The 16,446-nt window shown below is 72.5% G+C and carries 17 protein-coding genes and 1 riboswitch; of the genes, 8 read left to right on the top strand and 9 right to left on the bottom strand.

Features of this window, described 5'->3' with window-relative positions:
• Positions 1 to 2: 2 nt before the first annotated feature.
• A complete protein-coding gene (locus AC0QR5_RS16535; RefSeq protein ID WP_329863228.1) occupies positions 3 to 839 on the bottom strand; it encodes a siderophore-interacting protein in 837 nt (278 codons plus the stop codon).
• A 161-nt stretch (positions 840 to 1,000) separates the two neighbouring features.
• Here AC0QR5_RS16535 and AC0QR5_RS16530 point away from each other — a divergent pair, with 161 nt between their 5' ends.
• From AC0QR5_RS16530 to AC0QR5_RS16520, 3 genes are all read left to right on the top strand, one after another.
• Positions 1,001 to 1,267 (top strand): hypothetical protein, encoded by a 267-nt coding sequence (locus tag AC0QR5_RS16530; protein WP_329863226.1) that lies wholly within the window; start codon positions 1,001 to 1,003, stop codon positions 1,265 to 1,267.
• A 16-nt stretch (positions 1,268 to 1,283) separates the two neighbouring features.
• On the top strand, positions 1,284 to 1,637 hold the full coding sequence (locus tag AC0QR5_RS16525) for a 50S ribosomal protein L36 (RefSeq protein WP_443089721.1): 354 nt from the start codon (positions 1,284 to 1,286) through the stop codon (positions 1,635 to 1,637).
• Positions 1,638 to 1,708: 71 nt separating this feature from the next.
• A riboswitch (SAM riboswitch) is annotated at positions 1,709 to 1,827 on the top strand.
• 13 nt (positions 1,828 to 1,840) lie between these two features.
• On the top strand, positions 1,841 to 2,302 hold the full coding sequence (locus AC0QR5_RS16520; RefSeq protein ID WP_329863224.1) for a hypothetical protein: 462 nt from the start codon (positions 1,841 to 1,843) through the stop codon (positions 2,300 to 2,302).
• A gap of 7 nt (positions 2,303 to 2,309) precedes the next feature.
• Here AC0QR5_RS16520 and AC0QR5_RS16515 read toward each other — a convergent pair whose 3' ends face one another.
• Both AC0QR5_RS16515 and AC0QR5_RS16510 read right to left on the bottom strand, forming a co-directional pair.
• Entirely contained in the window at positions 2,310 to 2,774 is a 465-nt protein-coding gene (locus tag AC0QR5_RS16515; RefSeq protein WP_329863223.1) for an acyl-CoA thioesterase, read from the bottom strand.
• Positions 2,771 to 3,883, bottom strand: a complete 1,113-nt coding sequence (locus AC0QR5_RS16510; protein WP_329863221.1) for an App1 family protein — start codon at positions 3,881 to 3,883, stop codon at positions 2,771 to 2,773. Before AC0QR5_RS16510 ends, AC0QR5_RS16515 begins: the two co-directional genes overlap by 4 nt.
• 108 nt (positions 3,884 to 3,991) lie before the next feature.
• On the opposite strand from AC0QR5_RS16510, the gene AC0QR5_RS16505 reads away from it, so the two are divergent.
• Positions 3,992 to 4,432 (top strand): pyridoxamine 5'-phosphate oxidase family protein, encoded by a 441-nt coding sequence (locus AC0QR5_RS16505; RefSeq protein ID WP_329863220.1) that lies wholly within the window; start codon positions 3,992 to 3,994, stop codon positions 4,430 to 4,432.
• 7 nt (positions 4,433 to 4,439) lie between these two features.
• Here AC0QR5_RS16505 and AC0QR5_RS16500 read toward each other — a convergent pair whose 3' ends face one another.
• The 3 genes from AC0QR5_RS16500 to AC0QR5_RS16490 all read right to left on the bottom strand — a co-directional run bounded on the left by AC0QR5_RS16500 (position 4,440) and on the right by AC0QR5_RS16490 (position 7,866).
• Positions 4,440 to 5,585, bottom strand: a complete 1,146-nt coding sequence (locus tag AC0QR5_RS16500) for an acyl-CoA dehydrogenase family protein (RefSeq protein ID WP_329863273.1) — start codon at positions 5,583 to 5,585, stop codon at positions 4,440 to 4,442.
• Positions 5,586 to 5,728: 143 nt separating this feature from the next.
• Entirely contained in the window at positions 5,729 to 7,405 is a 1,677-nt protein-coding gene (locus AC0QR5_RS16495; RefSeq protein WP_430633843.1) for an MDR family MFS transporter, read from the bottom strand.
• Entirely contained in the window at positions 7,402 to 7,866 is a 465-nt protein-coding gene (locus AC0QR5_RS16490) for a MarR family winged helix-turn-helix transcriptional regulator (protein WP_329863219.1), read from the bottom strand. Before AC0QR5_RS16490 ends, AC0QR5_RS16495 begins: the two co-directional genes overlap by 4 nt.
• 185 nt (positions 7,867 to 8,051) lie before the next feature.
• On the opposite strand from AC0QR5_RS16490, the gene AC0QR5_RS16485 reads away from it, so the two are divergent.
• From AC0QR5_RS16485 to AC0QR5_RS16470, 4 genes are all read left to right on the top strand, one after another.
• Entirely contained in the window at positions 8,052 to 8,906 is an 855-nt protein-coding gene (locus AC0QR5_RS16485) for an inositol monophosphatase family protein (protein ID WP_329863217.1), read from the top strand.
• Between the two features lie 87 nt (positions 8,907 to 8,993).
• Entirely contained in the window at positions 8,994 to 10,124 is a 1,131-nt protein-coding gene (locus AC0QR5_RS16480; protein ID WP_329863216.1) for a type III polyketide synthase, read from the top strand.
• Between the two features lies 1 nt (position 10,125).
• Positions 10,126 to 10,860 carry a methyltransferase domain-containing protein gene (locus tag AC0QR5_RS16475; protein ID WP_329863214.1) on the top strand — a complete coding sequence of 245 codons (735 nt, stop codon included), beginning with the start codon at positions 10,126 to 10,128 and terminating at the stop codon, positions 10,858 to 10,860.
• A complete protein-coding gene (locus tag AC0QR5_RS16470; protein ID WP_329863212.1) occupies positions 10,857 to 12,563 on the top strand; it encodes an FAD-dependent oxidoreductase in 1,707 nt (568 codons plus the stop codon). Before AC0QR5_RS16475 ends, AC0QR5_RS16470 begins: the two co-directional genes overlap by 4 nt.
• A gap of 34 nt (positions 12,564 to 12,597) precedes the next feature.
• On the opposite strand, the gene AC0QR5_RS16465 is transcribed toward AC0QR5_RS16470, so the two are convergent.
• The 3 genes from AC0QR5_RS16465 to AC0QR5_RS16455 form a co-directional block, all read right to left on the bottom strand.
• The gene (locus AC0QR5_RS16465) at positions 12,598 to 13,296 is read right to left on the bottom strand and encodes a DUF4190 domain-containing protein (RefSeq protein WP_329863210.1); all 699 of its coding nucleotides are present in this window, start codon (positions 13,294 to 13,296) and stop codon (positions 12,598 to 12,600) included.
• 142 nt (positions 13,297 to 13,438) lie between these two features.
• Positions 13,439 to 15,136: an FAD-binding dehydrogenase gene (locus AC0QR5_RS16460; RefSeq protein ID WP_329863208.1), complete on the bottom strand. Its 1,698-nt coding sequence runs from the start codon at positions 15,134 to 15,136 to the stop codon at positions 13,439 to 13,441.
• 142 nt (positions 15,137 to 15,278) lie between these two features.
• Positions 15,279 to 16,265 carry a hypothetical protein gene (locus AC0QR5_RS16455; protein ID WP_329863206.1) on the bottom strand — a complete coding sequence of 329 codons (987 nt, stop codon included), beginning with the start codon at positions 16,263 to 16,265 and terminating at the stop codon, positions 15,279 to 15,281.
• Positions 16,266 to 16,446 lie beyond the last annotated feature (181 nt).

Raw genomic sequence — 16,446 nt, 5'->3', positions numbered from 1 at the left:
GCCTACTCCGGGAAGATCTGCCCGATCGGCTCGCGCTTCTCGGCCTGGAAGGTGTCCTCCGCTCGGCCGTGGGCCCAGTAGGCGGAGAGCGACATCCGCTGGCGCGGGATCCCGCGCTCGTCCGCGAGGTAGCGGCGCAGGGCCTTGATCATCTCCCGCTCGCCGTGCGCGAAGACCTGGACGTCGCCGTCGAGCCACTGCCCCGCCATGACGGCCGCGGCCAGCCGCGTCGTCTCGGGGCTGAACGTGCCGCCGCGGTGCAGCCAGCGCAGCTCGATGCCCGCCGGGGCGGAGAGCTCGAGCTCGTCGGCGGCAGAGGCCACCTCGAGGTAGGCGATGCCGCGGGCGTCCGGCCCCATGGCCTCGAGCGCGGAGGCGATCGCGGGCAGGGCCGACTCGTCTCCGGCCAACAGGTGCCAACCGGCCGCCGGGTCCGGGGAGTACATCCCACCCGGGCCGTTGAAGCAGAGCTTGTCGCCGGGCTGCGCGGCGGCCGCCCACGGACCGGCGATGCCCTCGTCCCCGTGGACGACGAAGTCGATCTGCAGCGTCCCGGCGTCCGGGTCGACGGAGCGGACGGTGTAGGTGCGGCGCACGGGCATCTGCTCGGGCTCCAGCCGGGAGCGGAGCTCGTCGAGGTCGTACGGGGGCTCGAGGCCGAGCGCGGGATCGGCGAAGAGCAGCTTGACGTACTTGTCCGTGGCGTCCTTGTCCTGGTAGCCGGCGAAGCCCTCGCCGCCGAGGGTCAAGCGCACCATGTGCTCGGAGAGCCGCTCGGTGGCGAGGACCTCGAGGACGGTCTGGGGGCGCTGCGGACGCGGGGCGGGGGAAACGCTCATGCTGAGGACACACTCCTTCGGGCCGGCCGCGGGCCGGCGGTTGCCTTTTGTCCACCCAATCCCACGAATCCCGTCAATGCAAACGCCCCCGCCCCGGACGGCGTCCCGGACGGACTCCGGGCGGCTTGCATCTTGAGAATGATTCTCAATAGACTGGCCGCGTGGGCCTCCATCTCCTCTCCTTCCTCGACTTCCACTGCCGCGACCAGGCGCTCACCCGCCTCCGCGCCGACCACCCCGACGCGGTCGTCGTGGTGCACGACCCGCTCGAAGGCGTACGGGTACTGTGCCGCACGGACATCCCCGGGCGCTCGCCCTGGCCGTGGACCCCGCATCCGTCGAAGACCAGCTCTGGGACCGCCACACGCTCTGGGAATCCGGGCTCAGCAGCCCGCCCGCCGACGACCGCACGGCCGGCGAGTTCCTGATCGAGGCGTTCGCGCAGTGCCGCGAGGTGCTCCTCGTCGAGGGCCTCTTCGCCCACCTCCTCGGCGGCGGCTCCGCGGGCTGCCAGTCCGGTGGAGCGGGGTTCGTCCGCGGCATGCAGCTCATCGCCGAAGGCGTCGCCTGGCTGCGCGGCGACGTCTGGCTCGCCGACTCCCCGACCGCGCGGCTCGGCGTGACCGGGATCGGACCCCGCGTCTGGATGGAGCACCTCGGCACGTGGGGCCGGCGGGCGGCCGGGACCCGGCTCCTGATGACCGGCCCGGACATGGCCGGTGCCGCCGAGCAGGCCGCCGCGGCCGCACGTTCGTCATCAACAAGGCCAATCCGCGGCTCAAGGCGCGCCAGGGCTGACCGTCCCGGTCCGGTGCGGTCCGGTGCGTTGCTTGCCGAAGCGTCGCACCGGGCCGCTAGGATGGAGGCAGCTTCACGAGATGCGGCCACACGCAGGGCTCCGACCCGGCCGCGCACCAACCCCATGCTTCACGGGTGGTTCGGATGACGAAGCGGTCCGGTGCAATACCGCTCCGGGCAAGAGCAACGGAAGGCACACCTCCATGAACGCACCCGACGGCAGCTGTCGCAGCTACCGCGACGGACACGACATCTACCCGCTCCGCCTGGCCCGCGCCCGGAAGGACCCCACCGCGTGGCAACCGGCCCACGTCACGGCGTTCCTTCCCGGTTTCCGGGTGGCCGTGATGACGGCCGATCTGAAGGTCGCACGCTACACGGCCCATGACGTGGCCGAGATCGTCCGGCTCCTGAACCTGGCCGGCCAACGGCTCGACCACCGCGTGCGCTGGGCTTCCGAGCCGCTCGAGACGCTGTGGTGGCATTGCGCCTGGAACGAGGCGGCCCGGATCCTCGGCGTCCCGGAGGACCCCGGCGTCGGGGCCGGCCGCCGCTACTTCAGCCTCTCCAGCGACGAGCTGGCCCCGTGCGATCTGGAGCACGATCCGGAACTCGGCCTGCGGTTCGTCGAGGTCACGGCGGGCCTGCTGCACAGCGGGGCCTGAGCCGCCCTCAGCGGAACAGCGGCTCTCCAAGGAACCCGGCGAGCGCCTCGCGGTGCTCGGCCGGGATGCGCAGCAGTCGCTGTTCCGCAGTGGAGAAGAACGCCAGGGTCGTGATCGCGCGCACGCAGACGCCGCCGTCGACGGGATCGTGGAACTCGTAGGCGATATCGAACGAGGCGGGCTTGACCGAGCTGATCCAGACGTCGACCCGGGCCGGGACGTTGCGGTAGTCCAGCGGGGCCACGTAGCGGACCCGGTGCTCGACGACGAGCGTCTGCGTGTCGGCCGGAACGGTGGAGAACAGCTCGACGACGGGCTCGGCGCCGGGCTTGCCCGTCCCGCCCGGCACGCCGAAGGCCGCGATCCGCGCCTCCTCCATCATGCGGACCAGGTTGACGTTGTTGATGTGGCCGTAGGCGTCCATGTCGCCCCACCGCATCGGCACGCCGACGCTCAGGCGGCGCCCGCTCACTGCGTCTTCCGCGGCAGGACGGGCATCGCCGAGGTGGGCGGCCCCGCGACGCGTTCGGGTTCCAGCAGCCCCAGCCGCTCGAGGCCCTCGCAGATCCCGGCACCGTCCGGCGCGTACACCCACGGCGTCCCCGGGGTGGAGTCCATGGTGCCCATCGAGCGGCCGCCGGCCAGGACGGCCTCCGACGGCGTGAGCTGGCGGATCGCGATCGCCCGCACCTGCCCGGGGTGGCGGCGGGCGAACTCGGCGTAGATCTCCGGATCGTGCTGTCCGTCGTCGCCGACCAGGAGCCAGCTGATGTGCGGGAACTGGGCGGCCAGGCGGCGCAGCTGGTCCACCTTGTGCTGCTGCCCCGAGCGGAACCAGCGCCCCTCGGTCGGCCCCCAGTCCGTCAGCAGGAGCGCTCCGGCCGGGTAGAGGTTGCGGGAGAGGAAGCGGGTGAGGGTCGGGGCCACGTTCCAGGCGCCCGTCGAGAGGTAGAGCACCGGGGATCCCGGGCGGGTGCGCATGAGCCGCTCCATCATCACGGCCATGCCGGGCGTCGCGACGCGCGCGTGCTCGCTGAGCACAAAGGAGTTCCACGCGGCCAGCAGCGGGCGCGGGAGGGCGGTGACGACGACGGTGTCGTCGATGTCGGAGACGACCCCGAAGTCGATCGAGCGGTCGACGACGAACACGGACACGTCCGCGGGTTCCGAGGACTCGCTGCGCAGGGTCACCGCGTGCCAGCCGGGCGCCAGGTCCACCGTGATCTTGACGTCGAGGACGCCTCCGCGGTCGGCGTCGACGCGGAAGGTCCGCCCGCCGATCTCCGCGACGACCTCGGCGTGCGGGATGGGCGGGGAGATGAAGTTCCTCCAGCCGCGGACGCCGTCGGAGACGACCTTGGACTTGGGCAGGCCGTTCGTGAACGCGCCGGGCCGGGCCAGGACGATACGTGCGAAGACCCGCACCCAGCCGTCGGCCCCGCTGACGCCGTAGCCGCGGAAGGGCAGGACGGTGGCCACGAGTCCGCGGCTCCGGCCGCCTCGCTCGCGGAACGCGTGCCATCCGTCTTCAAGGCGGACCCCCAGGTGGCGGGCGTGCTTCACGGTGTTCGGTGCTGCCATGGCCCCAGTCTTTCACGCACGCGGCCGTGGGGCCGTCACCGCGCGGCGGCGGAAACGGGCACCGAAAACCCCTCGCATTCTTCTACATTCTGTAGAACAATGGGCGGCATGATGTTTGAACACGAGGACGGCCAGCCCGTCATGATCCTGGACACCGAGCAGTGCTGGACGCTGCTGGGACGCACCCACCATGGCCGGATCGCGCTCAGCGTCGCGGGCAACGTGGACATCGTCCCGGTCAACCACGCGGCCCACGAGGGGAAGCTCTACTTCCGCACGGCCCCCGGAAACAAGCTGGCCGGGCTCACCATCAACCCGACGGTCGCGTTCGAGTCGGACGGCATCCTGAGCGACCAGGCCTGGTCCGTCGTCGTCCGCGGCACGGCCCGGGTCCTGGAGACCGAGGCGGAGATCGAGCTCGCCCGCGCCGCCGGCGTCCGCCCCTGGGTCCAGACCCTCAAGGACACGTGGGTGGAGATCACCCCGCGCGAAGTCACGGGCCGCCACTTCCTCCTCGGCAACCAGCCGGAACAGCTCGACGAGTCCTGACCCCGCCCTAGCGGAACGCCGCGTGGCCCGTGAGCCGCTGGCCGAGGATGAGCAGGTGCACTTCGTCGGTGCCCTCGTAGGTGCGCACCGACTCGAGGTTGTTGGCGTGGCGCAGCGGCGAGTGCTCGAGCGTGATCCCGTTGCCGCCGAGGATCGTGCGCGCCTCGCGGGCGATCGCGATGGCCTCGCGGCAGTTGTTGAGCTTGCCGACGCTGATCTGCTGCGGCGAGAGCGTGCCCGCGTCCTTCATGCGCCCCAGATGCAGCGCCAGGAGGAAGCCCTTGTTGATCTCGAGCGCCATGTCCACGAGCTTGGCCTGCGTCAACTGGTAGGCGGCGAGCGGCCGCCCGAACTGCATCCGCCGTTGCGCGTAGTCCAGCGCGGCCTCGAAGCTGTCCCGCGCCGCGCCCATGGCCCCCCAGGCGATCCCGTAGCGGGCCTCGTTCAGGCACGTGAACGGGCCCTTGAGCCCCAGCGCCCCGGGCAGCACCGCGTCGGCGGGCAGGCGCACGTCCTCGAGCTCGATCCCGCACTGCACCGAGGCCCGCATCGAGAGCTTGCCCTCGATCGGGGTGGCCGTGAAGCCCGGGGTCCGGCCGGGAACCAGGAAGCCGCGGATGCCGTCGTCGCTCCGCGCCCAGACGACGGCGACGTCGGCGAGGTTCGCGAGCCCGATCCACCGCTTGGCGCCGTTGAGCACCCAGTCGCCGGAGGCGTCCCGGCGGGCGGTCGTGCGCATCGATCCGGGGTCGGAGCCCGAGTCCGGCTCGGTCAGCGCGAAGCAGCCGATGAGCTCCCCCGCCGCCATGCCCGGCAGCCAGCGCCTCTTCTGCTCCTCGGAGCCGAAGCGGTGGATGGCCGTCATGGCCAGCGAGCCCTGGACGGAGACGAACGTGCGGATCCCGGAGTCCCCGGCCTCGAGCTCGGCGGCCGCGATCCCGTACTCGACCGCGCTGCGGCCCGCGCAGCCGTAGCCCTCCAGGTGCATGCCGAGCAGGCCGCGGCGCCCGAGCTCGGGCACGAGCTCGGCCGGGAAGCGGGCGGAGTCGTACCACGTGCCGATGTGCGGCCGGACGGCCTCGTCCACGAAGCCGCGGACCTCGGCGCGCAGGGCGAGCTCCTCCGGGCCGAGCAGGGCGTCGACGTCGATCAGGTCCGCCGGGCTCGCTCCGTCCGCGCGGGACTCCTGGGCGGGGAACTCGTCGGCGGGGGACTCATTGCTCGGGGCGTCCACTGTGGCCTCCTTGCCGTGGGGGTGCGGTTGCTGCGGCGCGGATCCATCATGGCACGCAGGCCCTACACCGAGCGCCGCAGCGGGACCTCCTTGATGAAGACCACGCAGAGGAACGCGGCGAGGGCCACGGCCGCGGAGATCAGGAAGACGACGGCGGTCGCCTCGCCGAGGGCGCCTGGGCCGCGGGACGCGACCTGCTCCGAGAGGACGGCGCCCAGCACGGCGACCCCGGCGGCGCCGCCGACGGAGCGGAAGAACGCCACGGAAGAGCTCGCCGTGCCGATCTGGGTGACCTTCACGGTGTTCTGCACGGCGAGGACCAGGTTCTGCAGCATCATGCCCATGCCGAGCCCGTTGAGCACCATGCCCGCGGCGAGGTACCAGAACGGCGTGGAGGCGTCCATGAGGCCGAGCATCCCGAGCCCGGCGACGTTGGCGAGGGAGCCGATGACCAGGAAGACCTTCCAGCGCCCAAAGCGGCTGATCAGCTGCCCGGAGACCACGGAGCCGATGAGGTTTCCGAGGATCATCGGCATCGTGTAGACGCCCGCCATGGTCGGGGTGGCGCCGACGGCGAGCTGGAAGTACTGGCCGAGGAACGCGCCCGTGCCGAACATGCCGACGCCGATCGCGATGGAGGCGAGGATGGCCAGGGCGGTGGTGCGCTGGCTGATGATCTTCAGCGGGATCACGGGATCGGGGACCCGCCCTTCGACGAACAGCAGCACGGCGGTGAGCACGAGCGAGCCGCCGACCATCACGGCCGTCTGCCACGAGGCCCACGCGAAGCCGCCCTCCTGGCCGACGAACGAGACCCAGATCAGCAGCGTGGCCACGGCCGCGGTGACGAGGAGCGATCCCGCCCAGTCGATGTAGACCTTCCGCGGCACGTGGACGAGGTGCAGGGTCTTGTGGATCAGCACCATGGACACGAGCGCGAGCGGGATGCCGATCCAGAACGTCCAGCGCCATCCGAGCGGGGTGTCCACGATGAAGCCGCCGAGCAGCGGCCCGCCCGCGGTCGCGACAGCCATGACGGCGCCGAAGTAGCCGGAGTAGCGGCCGCGTTCCCGCGGCGGGATGACGGAGCCGATGACGGCCATGCCCATCGCGGTCAGTCCGCCCATGCCGAGGCCCTGGACGACGCGGGAGGCCATGAGCATGGGGATGTTGAGGGCGAATCCGGCCAGGAGCGAGCCGATGACGAACACGGCGATGCCGATCTGCGTGAGCAGCTTCTTGTCGAAGAGGTCGGCGAGCTTGCCCCAGATCGGCGTGGAGGCCGCGTTGGCGAGCAGCGCCGCGGTGATCGTCCAGGCGAAGTCGGTCTGGGAGCCACCGAGGTCGGCCATGATCGTCGGCAGGGCGATCGAGACGATCGTCGCCGCGAGCATGGCCGCGAAAAAGCTCGCGAGCACGCCCGTGATGGAGCGCAGGACCTCCTGCCTGGTCATCTGCGGCACGTCCGCGACGGGCTCGGGACGGACGACGCCGGGGCCCGGCTCGGGCGCGGAGCCCGGCCGGGGTGGGGCGTCCGGCGCCGGCGGGACGATCGGGGTCGCCGCGGTGATCAGGCCCTGCGTGCCCGCGTCGGGGTGCGGAATCGCCGTGTCGCCGAAGAGACCGCCCGGGCTCCCCGCTTCCCGGGAGGGTTCGGCGCCCGGGGCGGCATCGGCGTCGTTCCCCCGGGACGTGCCGGGGCGGCGGGCGGGGTCCCCACGGAAGTCCTCGGGGCTCATGCCTGCTCCTCCCGGGAGGTCCGCAGCCCGTCGCGCAAGTGCAGGGCGAGGTCGTCGAGCAGGCCCGTCGCGTCGAGGGCGCGCGCCTCGTCCCAGCCGTCAAGGAGGCGCACGAGGACCTCCACGCGGCGGTCGCGGGCCGCCGCGACGGCGTCCCGGCCGGCGTCGCTGAGCCGCAGGAGCTGGGCGCGGGCGTCGTCGGGGTCGGGGCCGCGCAGGACGAGGGCGGAGGACTCGAGCTCGGCGACGTGGCGGCTCAGCGCCGCGGGGCCGATGCCGAGGCCCTTCGCGACGTCGACCGCCCGGGCCGGCTCGGAGCGCTCGATGCGCTCCAGCACGGCGAGCGGGCCGAGCCCCGGCTGGCCGGGGCGCAGGCCCGCATGGCTGACGCACTTGAGCACCTGGTGGAAGGACTGGATGCTCTCCACGAGCTTGAGGGCGGTCTCTGTATTCAGTGCCACGGGGGGGTCCTTGCGCAAGCGGCGCCCCGGGGTCGGCCCGGGACGCGGGGAACGGAGTTTGATTGCCTAGGACAACCATAGGCATGGTTGCTTGCCGCAATCAATGAATGTGTCGAAGATGACGGCCGCGGGAACCCGGCCCGGGCGGCGGTCCCGCCGGGCCCGCGCACCGATAGGCTGGGACCGTGGATCCCAACGAGACCCCCGCCCAGCGCTCCGCCCGACTCCGCTCGATCGCCGAGGACGCCGCGCGCGCGGTCGGCCCGATGCTCCGCGGGGCCTTCCGCTCCGAGCTCGCGATCACCCAGAAGAGCAACCACCACGACCTCGTGACCGTCTACGACAAGGCGTCGGAGGAGGCGATCGCGGAGCATGTGCTCTCCGCCGAGCCGGACAGCCGGATCCTCGGCGAGGAGGGCGGGCACCGCGGGAGGGGCCGCGTGGAGTGGATCGTGGATCCCATCGACGGGACCAGCAACTTCGCCCACGGCGTCGCGTTCTTCTGCGTCTCCATCGCCGCGGCGCTCGACGGCGAGGTCGTCGCCGGCGTCGTCTACGACCCGGTCGCCGAGCTGCTGTTCAGCGCGGATTCGGGCGGGGCCTACCTCAACGGCGGGGTCTTGCGCCCCGCCGCGCACGCCGAGGAGTCCCGTGCCTCGATCATGACCGACTACCCCTCCGCCGAGGCGCTCGCCCTCGACGGGCCCGCCGGCCTCGAGGCCTTCGCCGAGCTCGTCGGCACCTACGCCACCCTGCGTCGCAAGGTCAGCGGAGCCCTGATGCTCGCCCACGTCGCGGCCGGCTGGGCGGACATCACCCTGGGCTTCGACACGAACCCGTGGGACGTCGCGGCGGGCGCGTTCCTGGTCCGCCAGTCCGGCGGCAGCTACCTGCCGTTCCGGTACGACGACGAATCACGCCCCGCGCACGAGGCCCCCACCTACCTCGCGGTGGGCCCGGGAGGCAACGCCGCGACCGCCTTGTCCGTCGTCGAACGGCTCATGGCCTCCCGCCGCGCGGCCGGCCACCGCAAGGGGTAGGCGGCGCACCCGGGCCCCGTCCGGCGTCGTCCTCCCCCTCCCGGGGCCGCCCTAGACGGCCGCCGGCACGGACCGTAGGCTCGCGCTATGCCGGTACTGCTGCGCACCATCGAGACCGCCGTCCCCTCCACCGTGCTGCACCAGGACCTGGCCCGGGACGTGTTCGCCGCGCAGCCGGGGCTGACCCGGCTCGGCCAGCGGCTCGTGGCGACGTCCTTCGACTCGGCCGACATCCGCACGCGCCACACCGTCATCGGCGAGCTGACCACCGAAGCCCGCGCCGGGTCCCCGCTGTTCTACGACCCTGAGACCGGGAACCTGCTCAGCCCCTCCACCAAGGTCCGCAACGCCGTCTTCGCCGAGGAGGCGTCCGCGCTGTTCCTCGAATCCGGCCGGCGCGCGCTCGAGGCCTGCCCGGACCTGGGGCCGGAGGACGTCACGCACGTCGTCACGGTCTCCTGCACGGGCTTCTACAACCCCGGGCCGGACTACCAGCTGGTCCGCGGGCTGGGGCTGGCCCCGTCCGTGCAGCGCTACCACCTGGGGTTCATGGGCTGCTACGCCGCGTTCCCGGGGCTGCGGGCCGCGAAGCTGTTCTGCGAGGCGGACCCCGACGCGGTGGTGCTCGTGGTGTGCGCCGAGCTGTGCTCGCTGCACGTGCGGACCTCCAACAACCCGGACACCATCATGGGCTCGGCGCTCTTCGCGGACGGAGCGGCGGCCGCAGTCGTCACGGCGCGCCCGCCCGGGCCGGAAGCCACGACGCCGGCGTTCAGCCTGGACCACTTCGAGACCGTGCTGACGCCCGTCGGCGAGGACTCGATGGCGTGGAACATCGGCGACGAGGGCTTCGAGATGGTCCTGGGGACCTATGTGCCGCACATCATCGACGACCACATCGTCGGCGCGCTCGAACCCCTCCTGGCCCGCGACCCCTCGCTCGCCGGGCGCGCCTACGCGGAGATCGAGCACTGGGGCATCCACCCCGGCGGCCGGGCCATCCTGGACCGCGTGCAACACCGCTTGGAGCTGGACGACGGGCAGCTGGTCCCCGCGCGGACCGTGCTGCGCGACTACGGCAACATGTCCAGCTCCACCGTGTTGTTCGTGCTCAAGGAGATCCTGGATTCGGGGGCGCCGGGGCGCGTGTGCTCCATGGCCTTCGGCCCGGGGCTGACCGTGGAGACCTCCCTCATGACACTGCTGCCCGGCCGCTGACGTGGGGCTGCGGGACCGGGCCGTCGACGCGGTCGAGGAGATGGACCGGCCCGGGTGCGACCCCGCGCGGCTCGCCGCGACCTACGCCCGCTTCCCCTACGTCAACCGTGCCCTCGCCGGCTGGGCCGCGGTCTACCGCGGGCTGCTGCGGCCGGCGCTGCCGCTCACTGGCGCCGCCGAGCTGCTCGACGTCGGCTGCGGCGGCGGGGACGTCGCGGCACACCTGCACCGCCTCGCGGCGAGGGACGGGATCCGCCTGCGGGTCACCGGGATCGACCCGGACGCGCGGGCGCAGGCGTTCGCCCAGGGAGCAGGGTACGACGCCGGGGTCCGCTTCGAGCGGGCCACGAGTGCCGCCGTGGCCGCCTCGGGCCGGCGGTTCCACGCCGTCGTGTCCAACCACGTGCTGCACCACCTCGACGAGGAGGCGTTCGCCGGCCTGCTCGCCGATTCGGAACGGCTCCTGGCCCCCGGCGGGATCGCCGTTCACAACGACATCCGGCGCTCCCGCGCCGCCTACGCGCTGTTCTGGGCGGCCGCCGCGCCGCTCGCCCCGGGCTCCTTCATCCGGTGCGACGGCCTGACCTCGATCCGCCGCAGCTACACCCTGGCCGAGCTGGAGGCCGCGACGCCTCCCGCGTGGGAAGCGGTGGCCCGGCCGCCGTTCCGTAACCTGTTGATCCACCGGGCCGGGCCGTCAACGGGGGCCGGGCCGTCAACAGGGGCGGGGCTGTGAACGGGGGCCGGGCCGTGAACGGGGGCGGGGTCGAGGAGGTCGACGTCGTGGTGGCCGGTGCCGGGCCGTCGGGGCTGGCCCTCGCGGTGCTCCTGGTCCAGGCCGGGTGGAGGGTACGGGTCTTCGAACCGGAAGCCGCTCCCCCGGCGGATTCGCGCGCGATCGGCCTCCACCCTCCCGGGCTCGCCGTCCTGGCGCGGGCCGGCGTCGCGGAGGCGGCGATCGCGGCGGGGCTGCGGATCCGGCGCGGCACCGGCGTCCTGGCCGGGCTGCCGATCCGGTCCGGCGGCATCGGTTGCGGTGGGTCGACGGCCCCCTGTGGCACCACACCCCGGGAGCAGCGTCTGGAGATCGCGAGCCGGCCCCTGGCCATGATGGACTTTGCGCGGATCGGCGGGCCATACCCCTGGGTGCTGTCGCTCCCCCAGTCCACGACCATCAGGCTGCTCGAAGAGCGCCTCCATGCGTTGGACCACACCGCCCTGCGCCGTGGCCACCGGGTCGTCGAGGCCGCCGCCCATCCGCCCCGCCCGTCATCGGCTTCTGGACGAATCCGTGTCCCATGGACACGGATTCGTCCAGAAAGTGATGATCGCCCGAGTGGAGCCGGCGCATCCAGCGGGCGTGCTGCGCCCAACAGCGGCGGGTTGACCAACGGTAGGGCGAACGGCGACGGGGCGGGCTGCGGCGTTGAGGTGACCACGACGCCCACCGGGGGCGGCCCGGCCTCGACCGTCCGGGCCCGCTTCCTCGTGGGCGCCGATGGCATCCGCTCCACCGTGCGCGGCTTGGCGGGAATCGGCCACCACCGCCGCCGCTATCCGGACCGCTACCTCATGGGCGACTTCGCGGACTCCAGCGGGCTCGGCGACGAGGCCGTCTTGTTCCTGCACCCGGAGGGCATCGTCGAGTCGTTCCCGCTGCCGGGCGAGGCGCGCCGCTGGGTCGTGCGGCTGTCGGGCGGCGGGACGGCGGCCGACAGCCCGGTGGCTTCCGGCGGTGGGAACGACGCCACCGGCCGGGTGGATTCCGGAAGCGGGACCGCCACCACTGGCCGGGTGGCTTCCGGACGCGGGGAGGCCTCGAGCGGAGGACCTCGGGCCGACATCCCGCCGGCCCCTGACCGTCGGACGCTCCCCGAGGCGCGGGCGGCGCTGCTCGCCGGGATCGTCTCGGCACGGACGGGCCACGCCCCGGAACCGCTGACCGCCGGGATGACGAGCGCGTTCGGCACGTGGCGCGGCACGGCGGACACGATGGTCCGCGGCCCGTTCATCCTCATCGGGGACGCGGCGCACGAGGTCAGCCCGATCGGCGGCCAGGGCATGACGCTCGGGCTGCTCGACGCGGCCGAGCTCGCCGACCTCCTGGGCGGACTTGTGGCGGGGCTCCGGCCGGACGCGCCCTCCCCGGCCCGCGACAGGTCCGCGGTGACGACGGATCCGGAGCGCGGATTGCGGCCGGAACCAGGAGACACGGCAACCGAGCCACCTCAAGGCGACGAAGCCGCTCGCTTCGCCCACTTCTCACGGCGCCGCCTCGCCGCGGCCGCACGGGCGGGCCGGCAGGCGCACGTGAACATGGTGCTCGGACGGCCGCTGCCCCGCCCGCTCTCCCGCGTCGCGGCACGCGCGCTCGGCGCGGCGCTCTCCGTGCCGGTGCTTAAGCGGGCGGCCGCCCGCCAGTTCACGATGAACTGGTGAGCGGCCGCCGAGGTGTGCGCGGGTCGGGCCCGGGTCAGCCGCCCAGGACCGAGCAGGTGGCCTCGGCGCCCTCGCCCTCGACGGTGGACTCGGACACCACTGCGCCGTCGGCGTCGCGGATGACGCAACCGACGCTGCCGGTCTCGCCCGGTGCGTTCATGACGAAGACGCTGCCCAGGATCGTGCTGGCTTCGACCTGCTCGGAGAAGGTCTCTCCCGGGGCAAGCAGTCCGTCGTGGACGTCCTCGATGCTCGTGCCGATGTAGCCGTAGCTGGCGGAGCCCTCCGAGGTGGCCTCGAAGGTGTAGCTGGCGCTGTCGCCGCCCGTGGTCAGGACGGAGGCCGCGAAGAACGAGACCACGGCCCAGACGATCGCCATGATGAGCGCCAGGACACCCGTGATGATGCCCGTGATGGAGAAGCCCTTCTTGGGGCGCTTCTTCACGAGGCCGACGATGCCCAGCACCACGGCGAGCGGGCCGAGGACGAACGAGATCATGCCGAAGATCGGGATGAAGGACAGGACCAGGGCGACGATGCCGATGACCAGCGCGGCGATGGTCAATCCCGTCGCCTTCGCCGGCTGCTGCTGCTCCCAGTTCGGGTACTGCCCCGGCTGTGCGTACTGGCCCTGCTGCTGGAACTGGCCCTGCTGGCCGGGCGCCTCGTAGGGGCCCTGGCCGGCCGCGGCCTGGCCCTGGCCCGGGTACTGCGGGACGTTGGGATCTGACATTGGTTTCCCCCTGGAGAAGCCGCGCACCGGTGCGCACGGCGAGACGAATGACGTGGAAGCCCCAGTTTAGGCAGAGAACCACCGCTGATCATGCATTCACTCGATGAAAACGCCGCCTGTCAGATGCCGTCCCAGCCGCCCTTCAGTCCCCGGAGGCCGCCGCCCGGCCCGCGGCGCGGCCGCTGAAGAGGCAACCGCCGAGGAACGTCCCCTCGAGGGCGCGGTAGCCGTGGATCCCACCGCCGCCGAAGCCGGCCGCCTCGCCCGCCGCGTACAACCCGGGAACCGTCGCGCCGCCTGGCGCGAGGACGCGGGAACGCAGGTCCGTCTCGAGGCCGCCGAGGCTCTTGCGCGTGAGGATGTTCAGCCGCACCGCGATGAGTGGTCCGGCCGCCGGGTCCAGGATGCGGTGGGGCGCCACGGTCCGCACGAGCTTGTCGCCGAGGTATCCGCGCGCGGCCCGCACCGCCGCCAGCTGCCCGTCCTTGCCGAAGCCGTTGCCGGCCTCCCGGTCGCGGGCCGTGATCTGCTCCTTGATCCGGGCCGGATCGAGCAGCGTGTTCCCGGCGAGCGCGTTCATGCGGGCGACGAGTTCCTCCACCGTGTCCGCCTGCACGAAGTCCTCGCCGTGGTCCAGGAACGCCTGCACCGGTCCGGGCACGTCGACCCGGGCGCGGCGCAGGACGGCCCGCACGTCCTTGCCGGTGAGATCCGGGTTCTGCTCGGACCCGGACAGGGCGAACTCCTTGCCGATGATCCTCCGGTTCAGCACGAACCAGGAGTACCCGTGCCCGCCCCGCATCAGGTGCTCGAGCGTGCCGAGCGTGTCGAATCCGGGCCACAGCGGAGCGGGCAGCCGCTCCCCCGCGGCGTCGAACCACATCGAGCTCGGCCCGGGCAGGATCCGGATCCCGTGGTCCTTCCAGACGGGGTCCCAGTTCGCGAGGCCCTCCGTGTAGTGCCACATCCTGTCGCCGTTGATGATCCGTCCGCCGGCCTCCACCGCGATGTCCAGTCCCCGTCCGTCGACGTGCGCGGGAACTCCCGCGACCATGCGTTCCGGCGGCGTCCCGAGACGCCCGGGCCAGGCGGCGCGCACCTTCTCCAGGTCGCCTCCGATCCCGCCCGTCGCGATGACGACGCCGGATGCCCGGTACTCGAATTCCCCCACCGGGGTGCGGCTGCTCGGGGCGCCGCGCCCCGCCGTCGTACCCTCCAGGACCGCGCCCCTGACGCCGACGACGGCGCCATCCTGCAGCACGAGGGCGTCGAGGCGGTGCCGCCAGCGCACGGTGAGCCGCCCGTCGGCGACGGCCTGCAGGGCCTTGTTCGCGAACGGCTCGACGAGCCCGGGGCCCGTGCCCCACGTGATGTGGAAGCGCGGGACCGAGTTGCCGGGGCCGTCCGCGCCGTGGCCACCCCGCTCCGCCCAGCCGACGACGGGGAAGAAGCGCACGCCGAGGCCGTGCAGCCACTCCCGCTTCGGGCCGGCGGCCCAGTGGACATAGGCGGTGGCCCACTCGCGCGGCCAATGGTCCTCTGGCCGGTCGAAGCCGGCCGTGCCGAACCAGTCCTGCAGTGCGAGGTCCACGGAGTCCTTCACGCGCAGGCGCCGCTGCTCGGAACTGTCGACGAGGAACAGCCCGCCGAAGCTCCACCAGGCCTGGCCGCCGAGGTTCTGCCGGCCCTCCTGGTCGATCAGCAGGACGCGGCGGCCAGCGTCGGCGGCCTCGGTGGCGGCGACCAGGCCCGCCAGCCCGGCGCCGACGACGATCACGTCGAAGGAGGTCTCTGCGCGGGAGGGGTCGTCGGGGGAGGTGTCATGGCGGGAGGTGTCCATGGCGCCATGCTACGCCGTGGTGATCCGGGTCACGCCGGGCGAGCGGCGGTGGCCTGCGGACGTCAACGGCGAGAGCCGGGTCGGCGACGGGCACGGCGACGGCAGGGCAGGTTCGTCAACGCCGGGCTTCACCGCCGAGGCCTCAAACCGTCAGACGACGACCGCGGATCAACGGCGCCACATGCGATCCGATCCGCTCGCGGAGTTCGGGCTGCCCCAGCTGCTCCCACCAGACATTGAGGACGGAGACCCCGGCCTCCCTGAGGCGCGCCTCACGCTTGCGTTCCTGGAGCAGCTTGTCCCCCGTTGGCTTCTCCATGAAGTACTTGCCGTTGCCGTGGACCTCCAGCCCGAGGCCGGCTTCGGGCCATGCGAAGTCCAGGCGATACCGTTGGCCGGCAACGATCACCTGGTGTTGGAGGACGGGCGGCGGGTAACCCCAGGAGTGCAGCATCATGCGCAGGCGGCCCTCGGCCACCGACTCCGACGCGGCATCGGCCAGCGCGAGACGCTCCCGGGCCCGGACGGCACCGCGACGGCCCCGCGCCGATTCGAGATGTCCAGCGATGTCGTCCAGCGCGACGCCGGCCCTCAGCGCGGAGTCGGCCAGGACCACCGCGCTCGTTGTGTCCAGCAGCCGCAGCGCGTCGGCCGTCGTGCGTGCCGCGGAGGTGAGCTGAAGCCCCGACACCGTCCGAATAAAAGCCGGGTCCACGTCCATCTGATGCCTGACGAGGCCCCTTCCCTTGCCCTGGGCCACGGCGCGGCCGGATTGCGCGACGTGGATCTCGTTCCCTGCGCCCCAGACGTCGAGACCCCACAACCTCGCCGCCGACGCGAGGACGAACACACATCGACCGCGGGAGGCCATGGCGTGCGCGTGGATCGCCACGAGGTCCCTGTCCCACGCGGCCAATTCCGACGCCACCGCTCCGGGGAGGTAGATGCCCGAGCGGACCCGCACCAGGCCGCCTTGAGCGAGGCTGTCGCGCAGTTCGTCCTGGCTCATCCCGCCGATCCTGAGCTGCCTCCACGTCGTCAACCGGTTGACCGCGTCGTCGACAGGCGATGGGCGGTCGACTGGTGGGCTGGCGTTGGCGGTCGACGACTGGCGGCTCTCGGAAGTCATGCCGCCACCGTTTCAGCCCCAGACGTGGGCGACATCGGGTCGAGCGGGTCGTGTGGACAGTTGGGGCCAACGGATCAATGCAGCGGTTCTGTGGAGGCCAGATCGGCCACACACGAACCCACCACCACCAGTCGGCCCGGCACGAACATGGACGCTTTCACTGGGGCATGACAATTTATCG

Source organism: Arthrobacter sp. J156 (assembly GCF_056172865.1).
Note: the sequence above shows the minus strand (reverse complement) of the source record. Positions and strands in the feature narration are given on the sequence as shown.